11 protein-coding genes are annotated in these 17,845 nt (G+C 43.0%); 3 read left to right on the plus strand and 8 right to left on the minus strand.

Annotated elements, in window-relative coordinates:
• Positions 1-94 precede the first annotated feature (94 nt).
• Complete coding sequence (locus AAHF22_RS05095; RefSeq protein ID WP_347323882.1) at positions 95-3,265, minus strand: BAR domain-containing protein; 3,171 nt, start codon at positions 3,263-3,265, stop codon at positions 95-97.
• A gap of 295 nt (positions 3,266-3,560) precedes the next feature.
• On the opposite strand from AAHF22_RS05095, the gene AAHF22_RS05100 reads away from it, so the two are divergent.
• Positions 3,561-4,310, plus strand: coding sequence for a GTP pyrophosphokinase (locus tag AAHF22_RS05100; RefSeq protein WP_347323883.1), 750 nt, complete (start codon positions 3,561-3,563; stop codon positions 4,308-4,310).
• Positions 4,311-5,175: 865 nt separating this feature from the next.
• On the opposite strand, the gene pelA is transcribed toward AAHF22_RS05100, so the two are convergent.
• The 6 genes from pelA to AAHF22_RS05130 all read right to left on the minus strand — a co-directional run bounded on the left by pelA (position 5,176) and on the right by AAHF22_RS05130 (position 13,803).
• Positions 5,176-6,132: a pectate lyase gene (pelA, locus tag AAHF22_RS05105; RefSeq protein ID WP_347323884.1), complete on the minus strand. Its 957-nt coding sequence runs from the start codon at positions 6,130-6,132 to the stop codon at positions 5,176-5,178.
• Between the two features lie 493 nt (positions 6,133-6,625).
• Positions 6,626-7,948, minus strand: a complete 1,323-nt coding sequence (locus AAHF22_RS05110) for an MFS transporter (protein ID WP_347323885.1) — start codon at positions 7,946-7,948, stop codon at positions 6,626-6,628.
• A gap of 195 nt (positions 7,949-8,143) precedes the next feature.
• Positions 8,144-9,142 carry a GGDEF domain-containing protein gene (locus tag AAHF22_RS05115; RefSeq protein ID WP_347323886.1) on the minus strand — a complete coding sequence of 333 codons (999 nt, stop codon included), beginning with the start codon at positions 9,140-9,142 and terminating at the stop codon, positions 8,144-8,146.
• Positions 9,143-9,265: 123 nt separating this feature from the next.
• Complete coding sequence (locus AAHF22_RS05120; protein ID WP_347323887.1) at positions 9,266-10,996, minus strand: proline--tRNA ligase; 1,731 nt, start codon at positions 10,994-10,996, stop codon at positions 9,266-9,268.
• A 404-nt stretch (positions 10,997-11,400) separates the two neighbouring features.
• Positions 11,401-12,309, minus strand: coding sequence for an EAL domain-containing protein (locus AAHF22_RS05125; RefSeq protein WP_347323888.1), 909 nt, complete (start codon positions 12,307-12,309; stop codon positions 11,401-11,403).
• A 192-nt stretch (positions 12,310-12,501) separates the two neighbouring features.
• Positions 12,502-13,803, minus strand: coding sequence for a VPS10 domain-containing protein (locus tag AAHF22_RS05130; RefSeq protein WP_347323889.1), 1,302 nt, complete (start codon positions 13,801-13,803; stop codon positions 12,502-12,504).
• 248 nt (positions 13,804-14,051) lie between these two features.
• Between AAHF22_RS05130 and AAHF22_RS05135 the strand changes: the two genes are divergently transcribed.
• Both AAHF22_RS05135 and AAHF22_RS05140 read left to right on the plus strand, forming a co-directional pair.
• A complete protein-coding gene (locus AAHF22_RS05135) occupies positions 14,052-14,981 on the plus strand; it encodes an L-lactate dehydrogenase (RefSeq protein WP_347323890.1) in 930 nt (309 codons plus the stop codon).
• A 209-nt stretch (positions 14,982-15,190) separates the two neighbouring features.
• Positions 15,191-16,558 carry a hypothetical protein gene (locus AAHF22_RS05140; RefSeq protein WP_347323891.1) on the plus strand — a complete coding sequence of 456 codons (1,368 nt, stop codon included), beginning with the start codon at positions 15,191-15,193 and terminating at the stop codon, positions 16,556-16,558.
• Positions 16,559-16,637: 79 nt separating this feature from the next.
• Here the strand turns inward: AAHF22_RS05140 and AAHF22_RS05145 are convergent, their stop codons facing one another.
• The gene (locus tag AAHF22_RS05145; RefSeq protein WP_347323892.1) at positions 16,638-17,738 is read right to left on the minus strand and encodes a DUF3900 domain-containing protein; all 1,101 of its coding nucleotides are present in this window, start codon (positions 17,736-17,738) and stop codon (positions 16,638-16,640) included.
• Between the last annotated feature and the right edge of the window lie 107 nt (positions 17,739-17,845).

Consider the following 17,845-nt stretch of genomic DNA (forward strand, 5'->3'; position numbering starts at 1 on the left):
CGAATCAAATGGTCGTATTAGTGTATATTTATGAGTTAGTATCGTACAAATACTTGAATATAAAAAGGACTGCCCTATAGGCAGTCCTCAAATTTTACCATTCAATCACAATATTATTTATCGATTGCTCACTATCAGTTTTGGATGGGGGATTATGAGTCATCTTAGAAGAAGTAACGGAATCGACCACCACGGATTGAGGTATCGTATACATTTCATCATCATTCATTATAGGTAATTCTTTGTTGGAAAGCTTGAATTGATCTGGAATACGGCTTGTTGCACTGCGCATATAGGATTTAGCTTTACCTTTAAAGATGACAATGATCTGATTAGTTTCACTCAGATCCAGGTTCGTATTCAGCGCATCTCCACGAATATCTTCTTTCGGCAACTGGAATGACCATACTGATAACAAGCCAGGTAGAATTCGTCCGTCATTATCACTCAGTTGCAGTTCGCCGCCTGAGCTTTGTGTTGCTCCCGTTCGAATTGCATGTAGTTCAGCGTCCTTCTCATACTCATAGTATCCATGACTTGCCCGATGAATAAAGTCAAATCGTTTACCATACGGGTCCAAGAAAGTGGAATAGCCGGATTGCTCATATTCGATATGAATGGCTTCGCTAGATGTTTTGGCACCAGGGATGTAAACCTGACAATTGCTAACCATCATCTGCGCTTTGCCTGCAATTTTATCTCGCAATGCCTCATTATCAAGTAGAAGCGGGAATGTAGCTAACTCATGATTACGCAATGCGGCAAATTGTTCGGGGAAACGTTCTTCGGTTAACACGAATGTTAACCCTTGAAAAGATTGCAACAGGTTTTCCGAATTGTTAGTAGCTTCGGTAATTTTACGAGTGATATCTGCATGCGTTTGACTTAATTCTGCAACACGAAGATCACGTATGCTGCGGAACGGCTCATCGATCAACGTCATATAGCGGAAAGCACGATATTCCTCATATAAGAATTGAACTAGATGTTGTTTACTATCCATATACATTTTCAAAATATAGGAATGAAATGTAGGTAACGAAAAATCAATCTCTTGCCCCATCAATTGGCGAACACGTCCTGTTTCTTCTTCTAATTGCCACAACTCTGAACGAAGCTGGTCAGCATCCAGATACATAGCATGATATTCAAGCAATTGCTGTTGATAATTTTCTACTATACTTAAATAATCGTAAAAAGCTTTGCGATAAGCTTTTACTTTTTCAGCGGGTACTTTTTTATATACAGGTTCTAGCATGGCTTCAAACTGTTCACGTGTCATCACTACGGTAGTAGCAAACCCAAATGTTTTACTTGCTGCATCGCTCTGTTTAGCTAGGTCGATTAGACTTCCTCCACTTTTATATGCTGCATATGCAGAAGTAATCGTTTTTTTAACATTTGCTGTTGCTTTACTCAGCTCAGCTTCTTTTTCTTTTTTCTCTTTCGCTATAGCTGTATCATCTTTACCTTCTGTATCGATATCGAAAGTTTTTCCAGAGTTAAGTAAACTAGTTGTTGCTGAATAAATGACACCCGCAGCAGCTCCAAATGGACCTACGCTTGTTGCTAAAGCTACTGTGGATAAAATAAAGTTAAACATTTCTTTAAACGTATCCATAGCAAGTGATTGACGTAATGCCTCGACAAATTCAGTAGCTGTTTTCTCCAAACTCACTTCATCATTGCGAAGGGTCTTTTCAATATCATGAAGTTGCTTTTCAAGCTTATTTCTTTTCTCAAGGCTTGTCGTACGTTCAGTTTCCAGCTTATCTCTGCGATCTTTGACAGTAGAGAGTGCTTTATTCAGAATCTCTTGCATTTTGGATTGGTTTTGTTGTGCTTGCGTATACTCTTGATACAAACTTTCGGCTTGAGCCGCAGCAGTAATCAGATCAAGGGTCATACTTTGATACTTATTAAATGACATAAGTGGTGTCCAGTTCCAAGTATTACCGAAGTAGTCTAATCGTTGACTGAGTTGCCATATGAGCACACTCACTTTATGTCGCATTGCTAACCACTGAATAGAGCTGCTTAGTAGTTCTTGTCCGACAGATGTGGCAGGCAAATGACTTAATTGATCAAAAATAGTGGGATCAGGCATAGTTTGAATTAGCCATTGAAGTAAAGTGGCTGTTTGATTCAAAGTTTGCTCATCCCCAGCAGCACCAATATAAGCTAGACTTGCCTTATGAAGTATCATCGATTGTTGCTCATAAGATGCCAAGAGTGCACGCTGAATATCATTAGCACTTAAAGAACTATTCACGATAAATTGAAGCAATGGCTGTACATCACCTTTGAATTGTGCATATTGAATAGCTGTTAACGCGATATCCCCCTTCTGACCAGTACTTCCAGCATTACCTATTGCTCCATCTTGGCCTGGCTTTCCATCGGCACCACTTTTACCGCGTTCTCCATTAAATCTATAATTACCGCCTCCATTAAAGTCTGATCCAGGTGCTTTTGACATTTCACGTCCGCCCAGCCCACCTTTTCCAGCTGGTTTGCCCAAACCTTGCTGACCTGGTTCTCCTCCTGGCCCTGGCTCATTTTCAAATTTCACCTTAGCTTCATTTTTGGATACTACATAACTTACAAAAATCGAACCTGCGTTACCCCCATTTCCGCCATTGCCTGCATTACCACCGTTGCCGCCGTTTCCCGCCTCACCACCCGCTTTTGCTGATGAGACTCCAAAAAACCATCCTTCTTTGGCGTCTTCTCCGATAGCTCCACTTGCAGCATCGCCACCGTCTCCACCGCCTTGTCCACGTCCACCAGCGCTTCCATTGGCACTTAATTGAAGATCTCCATCTAACTCGAATGACTCCGTTGTTAAAATAATGTTACCGCCTCGTACTCCGTCTCCGCCATGTTGACCAGATGTACCATCCCCACCATTTTTCTGATTGGCTGTACCTATAGGTCCCATTTTTTCTTTATCATTGGGCTTATAATCCTTTGTCTCGGTCACCTTCGTTCCCGATGTATTAATCCATATCGCTTTCTCAGAGCGAATGAGCCGTGCATTGATTATCAGATCATGCCCAGGAAGCTGTAAATCGCCAGTCAAATGCACCGTGTCCGCCTGCACGATATAGTTCATGGAGTTGTCAGTTAAGTCGTGTTGAGATAGTGAAATATCACTGCCAACGATGTAAAAAAAATCTCCCTTTTTTCCTCGTTGCACATCAGAAAAAGAGAGATAAGCATTACGGCTTTGCAGTTGCACGATTTCATTACGATCGATTGTCATTGCATGTAGCCTCCTAATATGTAGTATGTAATTTGCGGTTTCATAGAAGATTTGAACGTATCTCAACTATGACTCCGTCTATTGTATATCGTCATACTATATATTTTAATTTATGGGAAAATTAGTTTTTATTAGAATGGACGAAAGGACATATTTACAAAAGACACGATCAGCCAGACTTTCAACAGCTACAATAATTAGGTATACTATTTATATCAAGGGATAACGAATTACATATTTCTTGGATTGCGGGTACAGTAATATATAGTGCAGTTTTGCACGATAGGAGAACATCATGGATCATACCATTGAACAGCTTAAACATATTCGCCACAATGTCACACGTTTTATGATGATGTATGAGTTTGCGCTTAAAGAACTGGAGACGAAAATTGAAATTTTGAATGACGAGTTCTTAGCCCTGCATGAATACAATCCCATTGAACATACCAAATCACGTGTAAAATCGCCCGAAAGTCTGATGAAGAAGTTACAGCGCAAAGGCGGCGCGGAGAATTTAGATGAGATTCGTGAGACGATTCGTGATATTGCCGGCTTGCGTATTACGTGTTCGTTTACAGAGGATATTTACTGGGTGTGCGATATGCTGAAAAATCAGACAGATCTTAACGTCATTGAAATTAAAGATTATATCAAAGAACCGAAGCCGAATGGGTACCGGAGTCTGCATATGATCATTCAGGTACCGGTCTTTATGTCCGATCGTCAGGAATCCGTGTATGTTGAAGTACAGATTCGCACGATTGCAATGGACTTCTGGGCCAGTTTGGAGCACAAAATTTTTTATAAATACGAAGGTTCTGTTCCGGCACAACTGACGACAGAGCTTAAAGATGCTGCCGACTCTGCAACGGCACTGGATCGCAAAATGGAAAAGCTACGTCATGAGATTGAATCGATCAAGCTTGCTGAGCATGCTGATGAGGAATATGAGCTGATTCATAGCCTCACTGGAGATCAATCATTTGTACTTCCAGATGCGCTATTAAAGCTAGCTGGCGGAGAAGCCAAACTTAGCGACTGAAGATCGAGTGATACGGTTGTGAGTGATGCTTTTAAGTTCTATTGTTCATGAGCAGTGCGAAGAATGTAGATGAGATTCGTGACACGATTCGCGATATCGCTAGTGTGCGCATTGTGTGTTCGTTTACAGATGTAGACGATTATTCTAAACAAAGCTAAAGCGACTTCCTTTGCATCACTTGTGCAATAGAAGTTCTATGTAGGATAGAAGTTCTACGTAAGTGTGTCTGTTCTATATCAGACTCACCAGTCAGCATTATTATCGATGTCATTACAATGTAGTGAACTATAACTATACGCAGCAACATGTATAGCAAAAAGCAACAGCCCCGTTTAACGGTACGCTGTTGCTTTTTGTTTTTATCATTATGTTATACTTGCAAATGGTTTCTTACACAAGCTAAGGCATGTTTTTACATATAGCTCGCACATCACTTGCTTATATGTTGAGCTTTAGAATAAGAGTGGTTACTGACATAATTATATAATCATAAATTAATCATACATAATGCACGTTACCCATGCGCGATCAGTAAGCGAATTAGTCTTATTGTCGCAATCTGTATGGCTTTCGCAATCTGTATGCCTGCCAGCATACCTGTACTTAATCGATGACTGGGTAGCTACATCATAAAAGTTCCATGCCGACTCCTAATTATAACATATACATTAACTCGTATTCGTCTATGTGGAAGCTGTGGCAGCATTTCACCGTGGGGAAGAAATAAGGCAAGGACAACCTTTAAGCATAGGGATCTGCAATGATTTCCTCATCTATAGACTTTTGTAGATTTCTGTAGACTCCTATGCGATGCTGGTATCTACCGCAACAACAATTTACGTACATATCCTAGTTAATACCGATCTTAATTAATACCGATCTTAGTTGGCCAATTGCCATACCAGGCATAGCCCGCTCTACGTTCTTGATCAATATCCTTCAGATTATACTTCACCACGCCATCACGACCGACAAAGATCGGTTTGTTTGTATTTAGCTCATAGAAGCGTGCCCAGATGGTTGAACTACTATCTGCAACGATATAGCTATCAGAGCTATTGCGCTCATAGCGGAAACCTGAGATTTTCACTGCGTTAAACCAGTTTTCAGCGGCTTTAATCGATGCATTAATTTGAGAATTGGACGGTCTTGTTTTTAGGAACTTCACGATGCCAACACTTTCACTTGCACTCAGTGAAGGCACTTCAAAGGCGCGTGCGCCTGCTGGCTTGAGTGAGCTTGAATCATGCTGCTGTCCCCACGCTGTTAGTTTGCCGCCGGATGTTACCTGTGTTTTCAAAATGCAATCTACACCTTTATCTACTGCCTGTTTGGCTTTGCTCGCTACACCGCTATCGATAAAGGCGAAATCACCTTTACGATTAGCTACTTCATCCAGCAAAATCAACACGTTGACCATCGCATCATCATTGTAGGTAATATGCGTATGATAGCCAGAGCTTTTATAAATTTGCGGGAAACCGCCATTGGAATACTGCATATTAAACAGGAAGTTGATGCCTTTGATCGCTGAAGCCGAGTATTTACTATCTTTCGTTTTGGAAAATTCAGCAGCTAAGCGACGAATTTCCGAATAGGTTGCTTTATTGTCGATCGTTGATTTTGCCCAGTCTCCGCTCGTTTCGGAATAGTCCTTTTTCCAACCCCCATCCGATTGCTGGTTTTTCAAAATGTCGGATAGGCTAGCTGTTGTACCGGATGCATCGGCTGCCATCACTACGGATGTTGGAGTTACCATTGCTGCGCCCATCGAACCAAGTAGCGCAATCGAAAGTGCACAGGCAATTGTACGATTTTTCATGGGAAAGTCTCCTTTGAAATTCATAGTTTGGATGTGTTCATCTAAACAGGATAACTGTGCTTTATGTAATCAAAATCATGAACACGAGACTCATTCTAGCGAAGTGATTAATATTTTGTCAATTATTTACTTTCAGTATCAGTTAAGTAGATTAAGCAGTACAGAGCGATAAGCTTCTTTATTGTTATGTCGTTAAACAGAAGTTTTACTCCTCCATATAGTTATATTTCGATAAATGAACACGTTAACATTTTGAGCTATTATGGATAAATGAAAGAACAGTCTATTTCTGTTTCTTCATAATGATGTATAGGATGATATAGATGTCAGGTTGTTGATAATAAAAAAAGGATTGCCCTTTTCATAAGGCAATCCTGAAAATGATAGCTATTCCTCCAATAAAATGGAACTCCGCATCATTTGATCATTGGTTACTCACTTCATGATCCTACTTCTCTACGCAACGTATTTATCCACAATTTTATGTTCAGGTTCATTCATTTTTGGACGGTCCAATCGCTCGAATAACACGCTCAGAACAAAATAGCATGATCAGAATGAATGCCATAATGACAAATGGGAACAAGCCAATATGAATATAAGCAGCAACGAGACCGAATAACGGTGGCAACAGTGTAATACCAGTATAAGCAACCGCCATCTGATACCCCATCAGACGAGCCGAATTCGCTGTCCCAAAGCGTGCTGGCGTTTCATGCAGTAAGCCTGGGAAAATCGGTGCCAGACCGATACCGATCAAAATTAACCCTGTCATCAGCAACTCTCCCGGTAAAGGCAAAATAAGCAGTAATGCCCCTACCGCTGAGCAGAGCTGCCCGAGCAAGATCAGCATCCGATTCGTCACGCGCAGTGTTAAAAAGCCCGTAATCAAACGCCCAATCGTAATACCGGCAAAATACAGCGAGATCCAGCCTGCGGCAAGTCCGGGTTCAATCTGGCGCGAGCCAACGAGAAAGCTTGCTCCCCATAAACCGACCGTTGTCTCGACTCCACAATAGAAAAAGAAAGTCAGTAGCGTAAAACGAACCCCCGGTACACGGAATAAACCTGCCCGGGTCGTAGCCGCATCTTCCTTCGGTGCTCTGTTCAGCTGATTACGTTCTCTACCTTCTTGCTGTTGTTCTGTTGTTGATTCAGACACAGATGAAGCTGTAGCTTCCGTCCCTTGACGTATCGCAGCTGAATCGGGTAATCCCCCTTGCTCTCGCTGACTTTCCTCAGCCAGGCGTTCTGCTTGACGAAGCGTAACGACCTTTTTCCATAGAGGCAACGTAAACAGTAAGATCAATACAAGCGCAAATTGAATTACAGCTACTGCGGTATAGCCGTTACGCCACGAACCTTCTGTACTAATATAGTGAGACATAATGATTGGACCTGCTGTAGCGCCTACTCCCCAGAAACAATGAAGCCAGCTCATATGATGTGCCTTGTAATTCGCCGCGACAAAATGATTCAATCCTGAATCGACAGCGCCCGCACCAAGACCGAGCGGGATACAGAGCATAATCAACCATCCAAATGTAGGCACAAAAGCAAAGCCTAGCAATGCCCCTGCGGTCAGACAGCAACTAATCAACGTGACAACGCCAGTTCCAAGACGCTGAATTAAACGTCCACTGGCGAGACTGGATATGATTGTACCGCCCGATGCCACGATCGATAGTACCCCTGCTGATCCAAAAGGGGCGCCGATATCGCCATGCATTACAGGCCATGCTGCACCTAGCATCGAATCAGGGATGCCCAAGCTAATAAAGGCCAGATAGATGACGATTAGAAATAGTGTAGCCATGATAATAACCTCCAAATATGTATTTCACCCATCTGCATACAGGTTATGGAAAATCACGACTATCATATCATCAATCATTAATTTTGCAAGCGTCATCAAGCATAGTATGGTAAGGATTGATAACGGATACGGCTATACAAAGACTTCGTCGGTATGTTAGATGAATCAAAGGAACACCTATAGGTTTTACTATTTCTACATAGGATATGAAGGATGCGAGCCTATTGCAAAAGTAGCCGCTGTAATTCGAATTCCGCTATTGCTGCATGCAGCATGCCCGGCGATACTTTTACAAAGCTTTTTGATACGTGCCGCCTCACCAGCGATTTCATCAGCGGATACATATAAGCGCTGCTGGTTACTCACAATCGCGATCGATAACGTTACAAGGGGGATCGGGCCATAGTTACCGAGACGATCTTCCGCCATCACATAACCTAGTTGTAGATCGTCTGCATGATAAAGTTCCTTTTTTAATTGTTCAAGCTGCTCCAGAATTATCTGACATACCGATTCTACTTCATAACTATTCATAATCGCGATAAAATCATCGCCACCAATATGACCTAAAAAATGCTCAGGTGATACAAATATACGACTGAGGCAATTAGCTGTTTCTTGAATCATGCGGTCGCCCATTTTAAAACCGTAAATGTCATTGTACGTTTTAAAATAATCCAGATCGATATACAGCACGCTATATTGCGGCTGCTCCAGAGCAAGCTCCAGATGTGTATCAATCATTCGATTACCGGGTAAGCCGGTCAATGCATTCATAAACGTCGCCGATTCCGTACGAATATCAGCGACAGCGAGCAATAACTGCCGAATCGTCACTGCACCGCATAGCTCTCCTTCTTTACTTACAAGTAGTAGATCATATAATTCCTCATCGCTACGCTGCATCGCTTTGACGCTAACATCTGTGATCGATTCATAGTAGTCAACAACGAGCGGTTGAGACTTGGCAAGCAACCGGATCGGTCTGCCCATATATAGATTGTATCCATAATGGGTCGCCAGATGCTGATAGAAACCGACACGCATCATAAGCGCTGGTTCCATTCCCGGTCTGCGGATAGCCAGCCCTTCACATTGACGATGAAGCTTGAACAGTGCATCCACTTCATTACAGCGCGTATCCGGCTCTACAATCAGAACTGGTTCTGCAATCTCACCGATTATGGTAAACATGCTGCTCCCCCCTTATGGTTTGCGCGTATCCTGTCTCGTGAACACCACCACTCTAGTCGTTACGGGATGATGCTATAGTAGCAAAAAGTAAACCGATTTGCGTCAATTCCATGTAAAAAATGATTATTGAATAACTTTTGTAGTATGTTCGATCACCTGTCCTACCGATAACGAATACTTTTCTCCGGTTAGTCGATTGCTCCATTCTAGCTCGCCAGTCGCGATCCCTTTACCAACGATGACACGAAGAGGGATTCCAATCAGATCGGCATCTTTAAATTTGACACCCGGACGTTCCTCACGATCATCTAATAATACGTCGATTCCGCTTGCTTTGAGCTGTTCATACAAGGTTGTTGCTATTTCGCACTGCTGCTCATCCTTCATAGAGATGATAATGATATGAACATGATAAGGCGCAACACGAATAGGCCATACGATCCCATGCTCATCATGATGCTGCTCGACAATGGCTGCCATGAGTCGGGATACACCAATACCATAACAGCCCATGATCAGATGTTGACGCTCTCCACTGGCTAACTGCACATCGGCTTGCAAAGCTTCGCTATACTTCGTTCCTAGTTTGAACACATGTCCTAATTCCAAACCGCTGGCCATTTGAAGCTTGCCTTCGTGACAGCGAGGACAAGCTTCTCCCTGTACAGCATTGCGAAAATCACCAGCTTCCGCCTCTTGTATATGAAGCGCAGGCACGATATGGCGATAATGGTAGTGCTCTTGATTTGCACCAATTACAGCATGGGGCATCGCATAGACGGCATTATCCATCAAAATTCGAATAGCTGAAGTGGATTCACACTGCCTGTTGAGTGAATAGGCACCCAGAAAGCCGACCTGTGTTCCAGTTAGCTGGAGTACCGTTTCTGGATTAGCAAGTACAAGCTCAGTAGCTTGCATATAATTCTGCACTTTCACCTCGTTAATATCGTGATCTCCACGCACCATCACAAGTACAGGCTCGCCGTCAGCGAGAAACAGAATACTTTTAGCAATGGCTGCTGAATCGATAGCTAAATATGAAGTCAATTGTGCAATCGTGCGAACGTCTGGTGTATGAATTAACTCTGGCTGCACATGGTTAGATGGAACTGACACATGATCATGCTGTCTTCGATACTGTGCCTTTTCCAGATTAGCTGCATAATCGCAATGCGTACAACAGGCGATGATATCCTCGCCAGCATCGGTTAATGCAATAAATTCATGGGTAGCGCCAGCATCGCTAATCGCTCCTCCATCCGCTTCCACTGCACGAAATTGCAAGTCACACTGGGAAAATAGTTGCTCATATGCTTTAAACATCGCTAGATAGGCATCATCTAAATCTTGCATATCCGTAGCAAAAGAATAGGCATCTTTCATTAAAAATTCGCGTCCGCGTAGTAGACCAGAACGTGGACGGCTTTCATCGCGGAACTTGGTCTGAATTTGATATAGCGTGACTGGTAATTGACGATAAGAGCCAAGTTCGCTACGCAGCAAATCAGTAATTAGCTCTTCATGAGTAGGACCGAGTACAAAGCGGCGGTGATGACGATCCTCCAATTGAAGTAAGTGATCTCCATAGCTCTCATGCCGTCCGGATTGCTGCCAGAGTTCTACCGGCTGCATTGCAGGCATGAGCAACTCCTGCGCATGGGCACCCTCCATCGCTTGCCGAATCAGCTGTTCTAATCGTTGAAGCACGCGACGTCCAAGCGGTAAGTACGTGTAGATGCCAGCTGCTGTCTGCCGAATATAACTGCCACGAATCAATAATTGGTGACTTGCCGCTTCAGCCTCGCTTGGGGCAGAACGTGACGTATGGATAAAAGCCTGACTTTGTTTCAAGACAATCTCCTCCTTAGCTAGCACACGCTGAGCATATGCCAGTCATGATCTACTTGCCGTCATCGTTGAGAAAAACAAAAAGACACATCCGTCAGGGACGAATGTGTCGTGGTACCACCCTAAATTCGTTTATAGCTACCGATTCGTATCGTGATCATAGCTATAAACCTTCATGCTGATAACGGAGCAACCGGCGTTCCAGATACAATCCAGCTACGCAACTCACAGGATAGGACTTACTTTGAACGCATACGGGAAATCTTTCAGCCGGTGAATTTCCTCTCTGTACAGCGTTCTTCTAAAGTAACGGTCCTGTTCATAGTTGTTCATTCCTATATTCTCGTCATATGTAGAATCCAGAATAAGGTATAATCCCCAGTGCGTCAACCTTTATGATTGCAAGGTTAGGAACAATCGCCTGTAGCCGGAAGTGGTGGCATCTGCATTTGATTGATGATGTCGTCTATATTTTGATGCTGTAGAGCGTTAGACGGACGCCCCAGGGCATAACCCTGTCCATAGCGGATACGTTGTTGTTGCAGAAAAAGCAGCTCTTCCGGTCGTTCGATCCCTTCTGCAATAATATGCGTGCCTGAGCTTCGTGCAACGTCCTGTAGCATCTTCACGATATGTTGCTGCTCGGGTCGAGTATCAATGTGCTGAACGAGAGAACGATCCAGCTTAATAAATTCAGGTTTTAAACTAATGATTGCCTTCAAGCTACTATAACCAGAACCGATATCATCGATCGCAATGCGAAAACCCTGATCACGATAATAGGACAGTATTTGTTCAAATGCTTCGAAATCTTCAACCTTCTGCTTCTCCGTTATTTCAAACACAATCTGCTCTGGCTTCAATCCATAGCGATATAGCTGATGAAGTGTCTCTGCATTGCGATAATTGGGATTAACCAGTACATCAGAATGCACATTTAAAAATACAACTGCTCCTGCAAAAGACGGGGATGAATGCTTTAACGCCTCCGTATAACGTGTAATCGAAAGTTCGTGGCAAAACATTTCAAAAGCAAACACCTGATTGGTCGTACCAATATATTCATAAAAACCATCGGTATGTGGAAATAGCTTGGAAGGCGCTGGGCGATTTAAAATTTCGTAGCCCAAACAGTCTCCGCTCTGAATGTTCATAATCGGCTGAAAATACGTCGTGAGCTGTTTACCTTTTACGATTTTTCGCAATTCGATAAACTGACGATACGAGTAAACAAATTTCATCGTCAAATAAAAGAAATATTTACAAAAACTATACGTTCCATAATCAGCCCGTTTGTATCGAAACGGTATTCTCATACAGGCATTCATCCTTTAGGTCGAAAGGCAGAAGGCTACTCCGTCTTCAAACATTTGATGGGTCTATAGTAACATTTTTTTGTATAGAAATTGTTAATTTAAAATAAAAAATAAAAAATAAAAAAGAATGGATATCTGCCATTTGACAGATATCCATTCTCTATAGTGAGCTCGGATGAGCTAATCTTCAAGCTAAAGTACATGCCATGTTTTGCCACCATCGGTCGTCTGCATAAGCAGTGAACGACGCTCTTCGTTTTTGGATACGAGTAACCATCCAACCTCACGAGAGAAAAACTGTAGCTTTACAAGTTCCGGGTAATTCACCATCGTTTTTTGCAACGTTTCACTTTCGGGTAGTGCCTTCCAATTCTTACCCTGATTTTCTGTATAGAAGATGACACCATTAATGATCGACCAGCCGGTTTGTTCATTCAGGAAAGTAGGTCCCATACTCTGATTAACGCCACTTTGCGGTTGCAAGGAAAATGGAGCGAGTGACCAGCTTTTACCGCCATCGAGTGTGAAGTAGCCAAAATAATGCGTCTGACTCCCGATCACGCAGCCGATGTTCATCCATCCTTTGGTCTTGCTAGAACCGAAAAATTGTGGCTTGCCTGTCGTTAAGCGATCGCATGTATCGACATCCTTCGGTACAAGCTCCTTACCTTCTGACCAGGATTTGCCGCCATCTGCTGTCGTATACAGCCGTGGCATTCCGTTATCCTCAAGCGTAACAAATCCATATTGTGCACTGCGGAATGACATGCCTACAAGTGTACCTGTTTGCGGAATCGCATTTGGTGTCGCATTGTTTACGGCAAAATCCCCCGTATTCTGCATAAGCTTCACCCAGTTCTGCCCACCATCCTGTGTGCGGTACAGAGCTTTCTCTTGCTTATTATTAGCGGCATCGGTTGAAGTCATCACCCAGCCTGTCTTTTCGTCGACAAAATACATACCGAGCACCGTGGCATCATTATTGAATGTCTGTACATTCCAATTTTGACCGCCATCGATCGTATGCAAAATGAGCGTCTGACCTACGCCGTTGGCGTTACGCGCGACCCAGCCATTTTTCTGATTTAAGAAAAAGATGCTGCTTCCGTACACCGGGGATTCGGAAAAGGTTACCGTTTTAGCTGGTGACACATTGTCCCATGTTTTACCGTTATCCTGTGTTACATAAATGCGTAGCTCATTGCGGGTAATCCCCCACGCTAGACCTGCGTTTGCACTGAGTAGCTGAAAATCGGTCAGCCGGGTTTGTATTTTATATCCGACTTCGGCTGCCTGGCCTCCGCCTTTATTTATATTGAAATCGGTCGTCTTCTTTAATGTAATCGTCTGTCCCTGATCTTCTTTGGATTGCTGGAGCTGCTCACGTACGGATTCACTAACCGGAGCCATATCTCCGCCTGTTGACGTACAAGCTGAAAGAAGAAGGATCATCGATATTCCAGTAAGAAGCGCTTTGGCAATATTCCACTTCATGGGTAATTCTCCTTCCACACACTTGCCCTAAGCTAAAGCGTTTCATTATCACAACTTATACTAGAGTAAACTATATTTTTGATAGGTGGTTTACAGAAAAGTTACAAGCGATTACAGATCCCCGCCTTTTCGAAAGGAAATGTACTGTTTTTCGATTGGTTTTCCGCAACGTTGTTTTTACATTGCCCCTTCTTTCCGCTACAATAGTAGCGAATCTGTAACACAAACTGCGAAGGAGATGATAATTTATGACCCCATCCGTATCCAAACCTCATCGTGTCGTCGTCATTGGCACAGGCGCCGTAGGTGCAACTACCGCGTATACCCTGCTACTGCGTAATCGTATGTCTGAGCTTGTATTCATTGATGCTAACAAAGACCGTGCACTGGGCGAAGCGCTCGATATGAATCATGGACTGCCTTTCGTAGGCGGAGTTAAACTTTGGGCTGGCGATTATTCCGACTGTCAGGACGCCGATATTATCATCATCGCTGCCGGTTCCAACCAGCGTCCGGGTGAAACCCGTATCGATCTGCTGAATCGAAATGCAGCCATCTTCGATGACATTATTAAAAATATTACCAAATATAACAACCACGGTATTCTGCTGGTGGCTACCAATCCGGTAGACATTCTCAGCTATGTATCCTGGAAAAAGAGCGGCTGGCCGGCAAATCGCGTCATCGGCTCCGGTACGCTGCTGGATAGCGCCCGTTTCCGCTATCTGATCGGTAAACATAAACAGATCGATCCACGTAGCATTCATGCGCACATTATTGGCGAGCATGGCGATTCTGAGCTTCCGGTATGGAGTCTTGCAAACGTTGCTGGAGCAGAGATCGATTTCGAGCAAGCCGAGCGCGACGATATTTTTAACAGCACAAAAAATGCCGCGTATGAGATCATCAATGCCAAAGGTTCCACTTCATATGCGATTGCTCTGGCGTTGGATCGGATCGTAGCAGCGATCTTGCAAAATGAGCATGCCGTGCTGAATGTATCTTCCCTGCTGGATGACTATCATGGGATCTCTGATGTGTACCTCGGTGTTCCGTCTATTGTAGGACGCGAAGGTATTCGAGAGAAGCTACAAATCCCACTGAATGCTCAAGAGGAAGAAATGTTACGTAAATCAGCACAGAAACTCAAGGATCAGATTGCACAGTTGAATATTTAAAGATCGTATTGTTCAAAATCGTCTATTGACTACGCTAGCCGACGATTGGAATGAAAGCAGACCCGTGTACAGGAAACCGGTGAAATTCATGCCTGTTTCCTGGCATGCTGGTCATTTGCCCTTATATAGTTTCTTATACAGAATAGTATCTGTCAATGAATACGTTTACAATTATAGGGATACAAAGCTGATTGTAGAGGAGCATACATATGACTTATAGTGAAAAGTCTCCACGCCCATATCGTGAATCTTCTGCACATAAAGTGTTAAATCCTAACTTATCTACCCCTTCTCCCTCTCCTGCAAGCGGTCAGACGAAAATCGATGTGCATCAATTGCAAAAATATGTGGGCAATCAAGCTGTAGCTCAGTCGATAATGAAACATACCACGATGACTAATATACAGCCTAATGCTCTTGTAAATTCTAATTTACTATCCCCATCATCAGCAATAATCCAACGTCAACTCGGATCTCCATATGTTCCAAAAAATAATTATATTTTGTACCTACTAAATAAACATGCAAAGAGTTTTAATGATTATATGAATGAAGTGAGTAAGCAAGTAGATAACGCAAGAGAATTAATTGTTACACGAGCATTTGCTAATATTCCGCCTGTAGATGGATATATGTCTGAATTATTAGACAATTTTGATAAAGAGAAAAAAATAAAGGATAAGAAAGAATTCGAAGACTATCGTAAAATAGGTAGGCAAGCGGGCTACTGGATTGAATCTTATGTGACTAAAGTGATTAACATCCAGCCTGCTAATGGTTTAAAAGTGATCTATCAAGCCAAACGTGGTGATACTCGACCTGATATCGTAGTTAGTGCAGAAGATGACTTCGGTAAATATATAGAGATTGCCTGGCTTGATATTACATCAAGTTCAGATCAATCAACAAATCACATTTTACAAAAAGCAGGTAACTGGGGACAAGCTCTTTATGCTCGGGAGTTGTTGTATGCTCCTATTAAAATAGATCCAACTGACCGTACACCTGTACCTGCCGCGAATGCTAATTTAAAGAAATTATCTGAGATGGCAGAGGCACTGCGTATACAGAATCAACAACGACATCTTGCTTTATTTAAAAAACATTCATGGTCTCTATATAGTGGACTGAGAGATGTATTTTACGAAGTTAAGCAACAAGAAATAAATTATATCAAATCTGCTAAAGTAGGAGATCATAAAAAAAGAATATCAAAAAACAAGTTATCCACTAGACCACCAAGACGTAAAGGTTTAAGGACTCGGGATCCCAATGTTAGGTATACTTTCAAATCTGCTTCTGTTGATAAAAAGTACAGTCCCGAAAAATCTCACAATAGATATTATCAGAGAAGTAAAGAGTTTTTTGAACATTATATTGGAAAGAGCGATATTACTAGAACCGAAATTGCTTCTTTTATCATGGGCTGGAACGGAATATTAAGTAGATATGAGAAAAATACTAAAGATAATACTTATTCTGGATACTTGCTTAGCAAAACACAAGCAGGAGCAATCGTGAGTGATGCCTCTGGAGCTGATGGAGAAGTTCTTGTCAATGAATGGTTGCCTATTTAATAAAGCTTACTATACAAAAGAAGCATCCAGATCAATGGCTGGATGCTTTTACTTTTACTATTCAATAAAATTTCCGTTCTCAATACGGCATATCATCATCCGGCTCTGCTGGACGATTCGCCCGCTCAATCAACTGCTGCGCGAGATTCTCAAAACTATCCGGTTGCAGCAGCTCTACCGGCGAGAAGCCCTTCTCAAACGTAAATGACTCCCCTTCCACCACCATCGCATAATGATCACCCAGCTTGGCAATATGCAGACGGAAGCCAAAATCAGCCAGCAAGCCGCGTACACTCGTATCGCCCAGCTTCACCCGAATCTCAATCTCCGGCTTAATCTCGACAATACGCTCTGCTGCTTCGATTACCTGCTGTGGCTCCCATTTTTCCTGCAAATCGCGTTTATCGCTCGCTGCCCATAGTTCCAGATCCTGCTCCTCACGTTGACGCTCCTCATTGCTCGCATCCGGCCACTTTTCCTCTACATAGGTCTGCACATAGTCCATCACTCGCTCATTCACGATCTCTGGAATGGACTGCTCATACGTGACGAATTTTAAGAAATCCTCAAAATAACGCGCATGTGACGATTGATGCACCTTCAGTTCCCATTCCTCAATCATGCCTTCCTCCGGCATATGCGGGTACTGGATCGACTTCATATTGCGTGCGCTGATCGCCATTTCGACCTCGCTGATCAGGCTGCGCTCATCCGAAATGCGCGCGATCTGCTTCTCAAAATCACATTTCATCACGAATACAAAGGGATCGTCCAGATGCGTATCGAGCTTTACCTGAGAGACGATCAGCGCGCCACCGCGCACCGAGCTTGTATCGAGATAGCTGCGTACTAGATCATCCCCGGCGTTTTTAAAATCTTCTTTATCCTCGACCGTACGCAGACGTGCGAACAGATTAAAGTTGGGATTGCTGGTCAGCTCATGTCCCGGTTCAACGAGAAACGTCCCGATTTTGGTAGGCGGTTGCTCACTGGACGGGTTCTTTTCAACTTTACGCTTTGCGGTACGTGTGAACTCCGCATGCAAAAATTGCTTGAGCTGGCTTAGCTCATATTCATCTTCGTCCAGCGTCTGATAATGTTTATAGTTTTTGGAGGTCTGGCCTTCTTTACCCTCGACCTGCAACACGAAAAATGATAAAAATTGAACGCTAAATCGCATGATATACTCCTTTATGTCGTTTCATTGTAAGTGTGAATCGTGCCATAGGTTGTTGATGTTGCCTTCATTTGTTGCCAACTGGATAAATAGCTACATTCTCCACTATA

It is taken from the genome of Paenibacillus wenxiniae (assembly GCF_039822605.1).
Classification (GTDB): Bacteria; Bacillota; Bacilli; order Paenibacillales; family Paenibacillaceae; genus Saccharibacillus; species Saccharibacillus wenxiniae.

Excerpts from the sequence above, each read along its gene's own strand:
- AAHF22_RS05125 (WP_347323888.1), bottom strand. The coding sequence starts at position 12,309 with ATGAGAATACCGTTTCGATACAAACGGGCTGATTATGGAACGTATAGT.
- pelA (WP_347323884.1), bottom strand. The coding sequence starts at position 6,132 with ATGAAAAATCGTACAATTGCCTGTGCACTTTCGATTGCGCTACTTGGT.
- AAHF22_RS05140 (WP_347323891.1), top strand. The coding sequence starts at position 15,191 with ATGACTTATAGTGAAAAGTCTCCACGCCCATATCGTGAATCTTCTGCA.
- AAHF22_RS05130 (WP_347323889.1), bottom strand. The coding sequence starts at position 13,803 with ATGAAGTGGAATATTGCCAAAGCGCTTCTTACTGGAATATCGATGATC.
- AAHF22_RS05115 (WP_347323886.1), bottom strand. The coding sequence starts at position 9,142 with ATGTTTACCATAATCGGTGAGATTGCAGAACCAGTTCTGATTGTAGAG.
- AAHF22_RS05110 (WP_347323885.1), bottom strand. The coding sequence starts at position 7,948 with ATGGCTACACTATTTCTAATCGTCATCTATCTGGCCTTTATTAGCTTG.
- AAHF22_RS05095 (WP_347323882.1), bottom strand. The coding sequence starts at position 3,265 with ATGACAATCGATCGTAATGAAATCGTGCAACTGCAAAGCCGTAATGCT.
- AAHF22_RS05145 (WP_347323892.1), bottom strand. The coding sequence starts at position 17,738 with ATGCGATTTAGCGTTCAATTTTTATCATTTTTCGTGTTGCAGGTCGAG.
- AAHF22_RS05135 (WP_347323890.1), top strand. The coding sequence starts at position 14,052 with ATGACCCCATCCGTATCCAAACCTCATCGTGTCGTCGTCATTGGCACA.
- AAHF22_RS05100 (WP_347323883.1), top strand. The coding sequence starts at position 3,561 with ATGGATCATACCATTGAACAGCTTAAACATATTCGCCACAATGTCACA.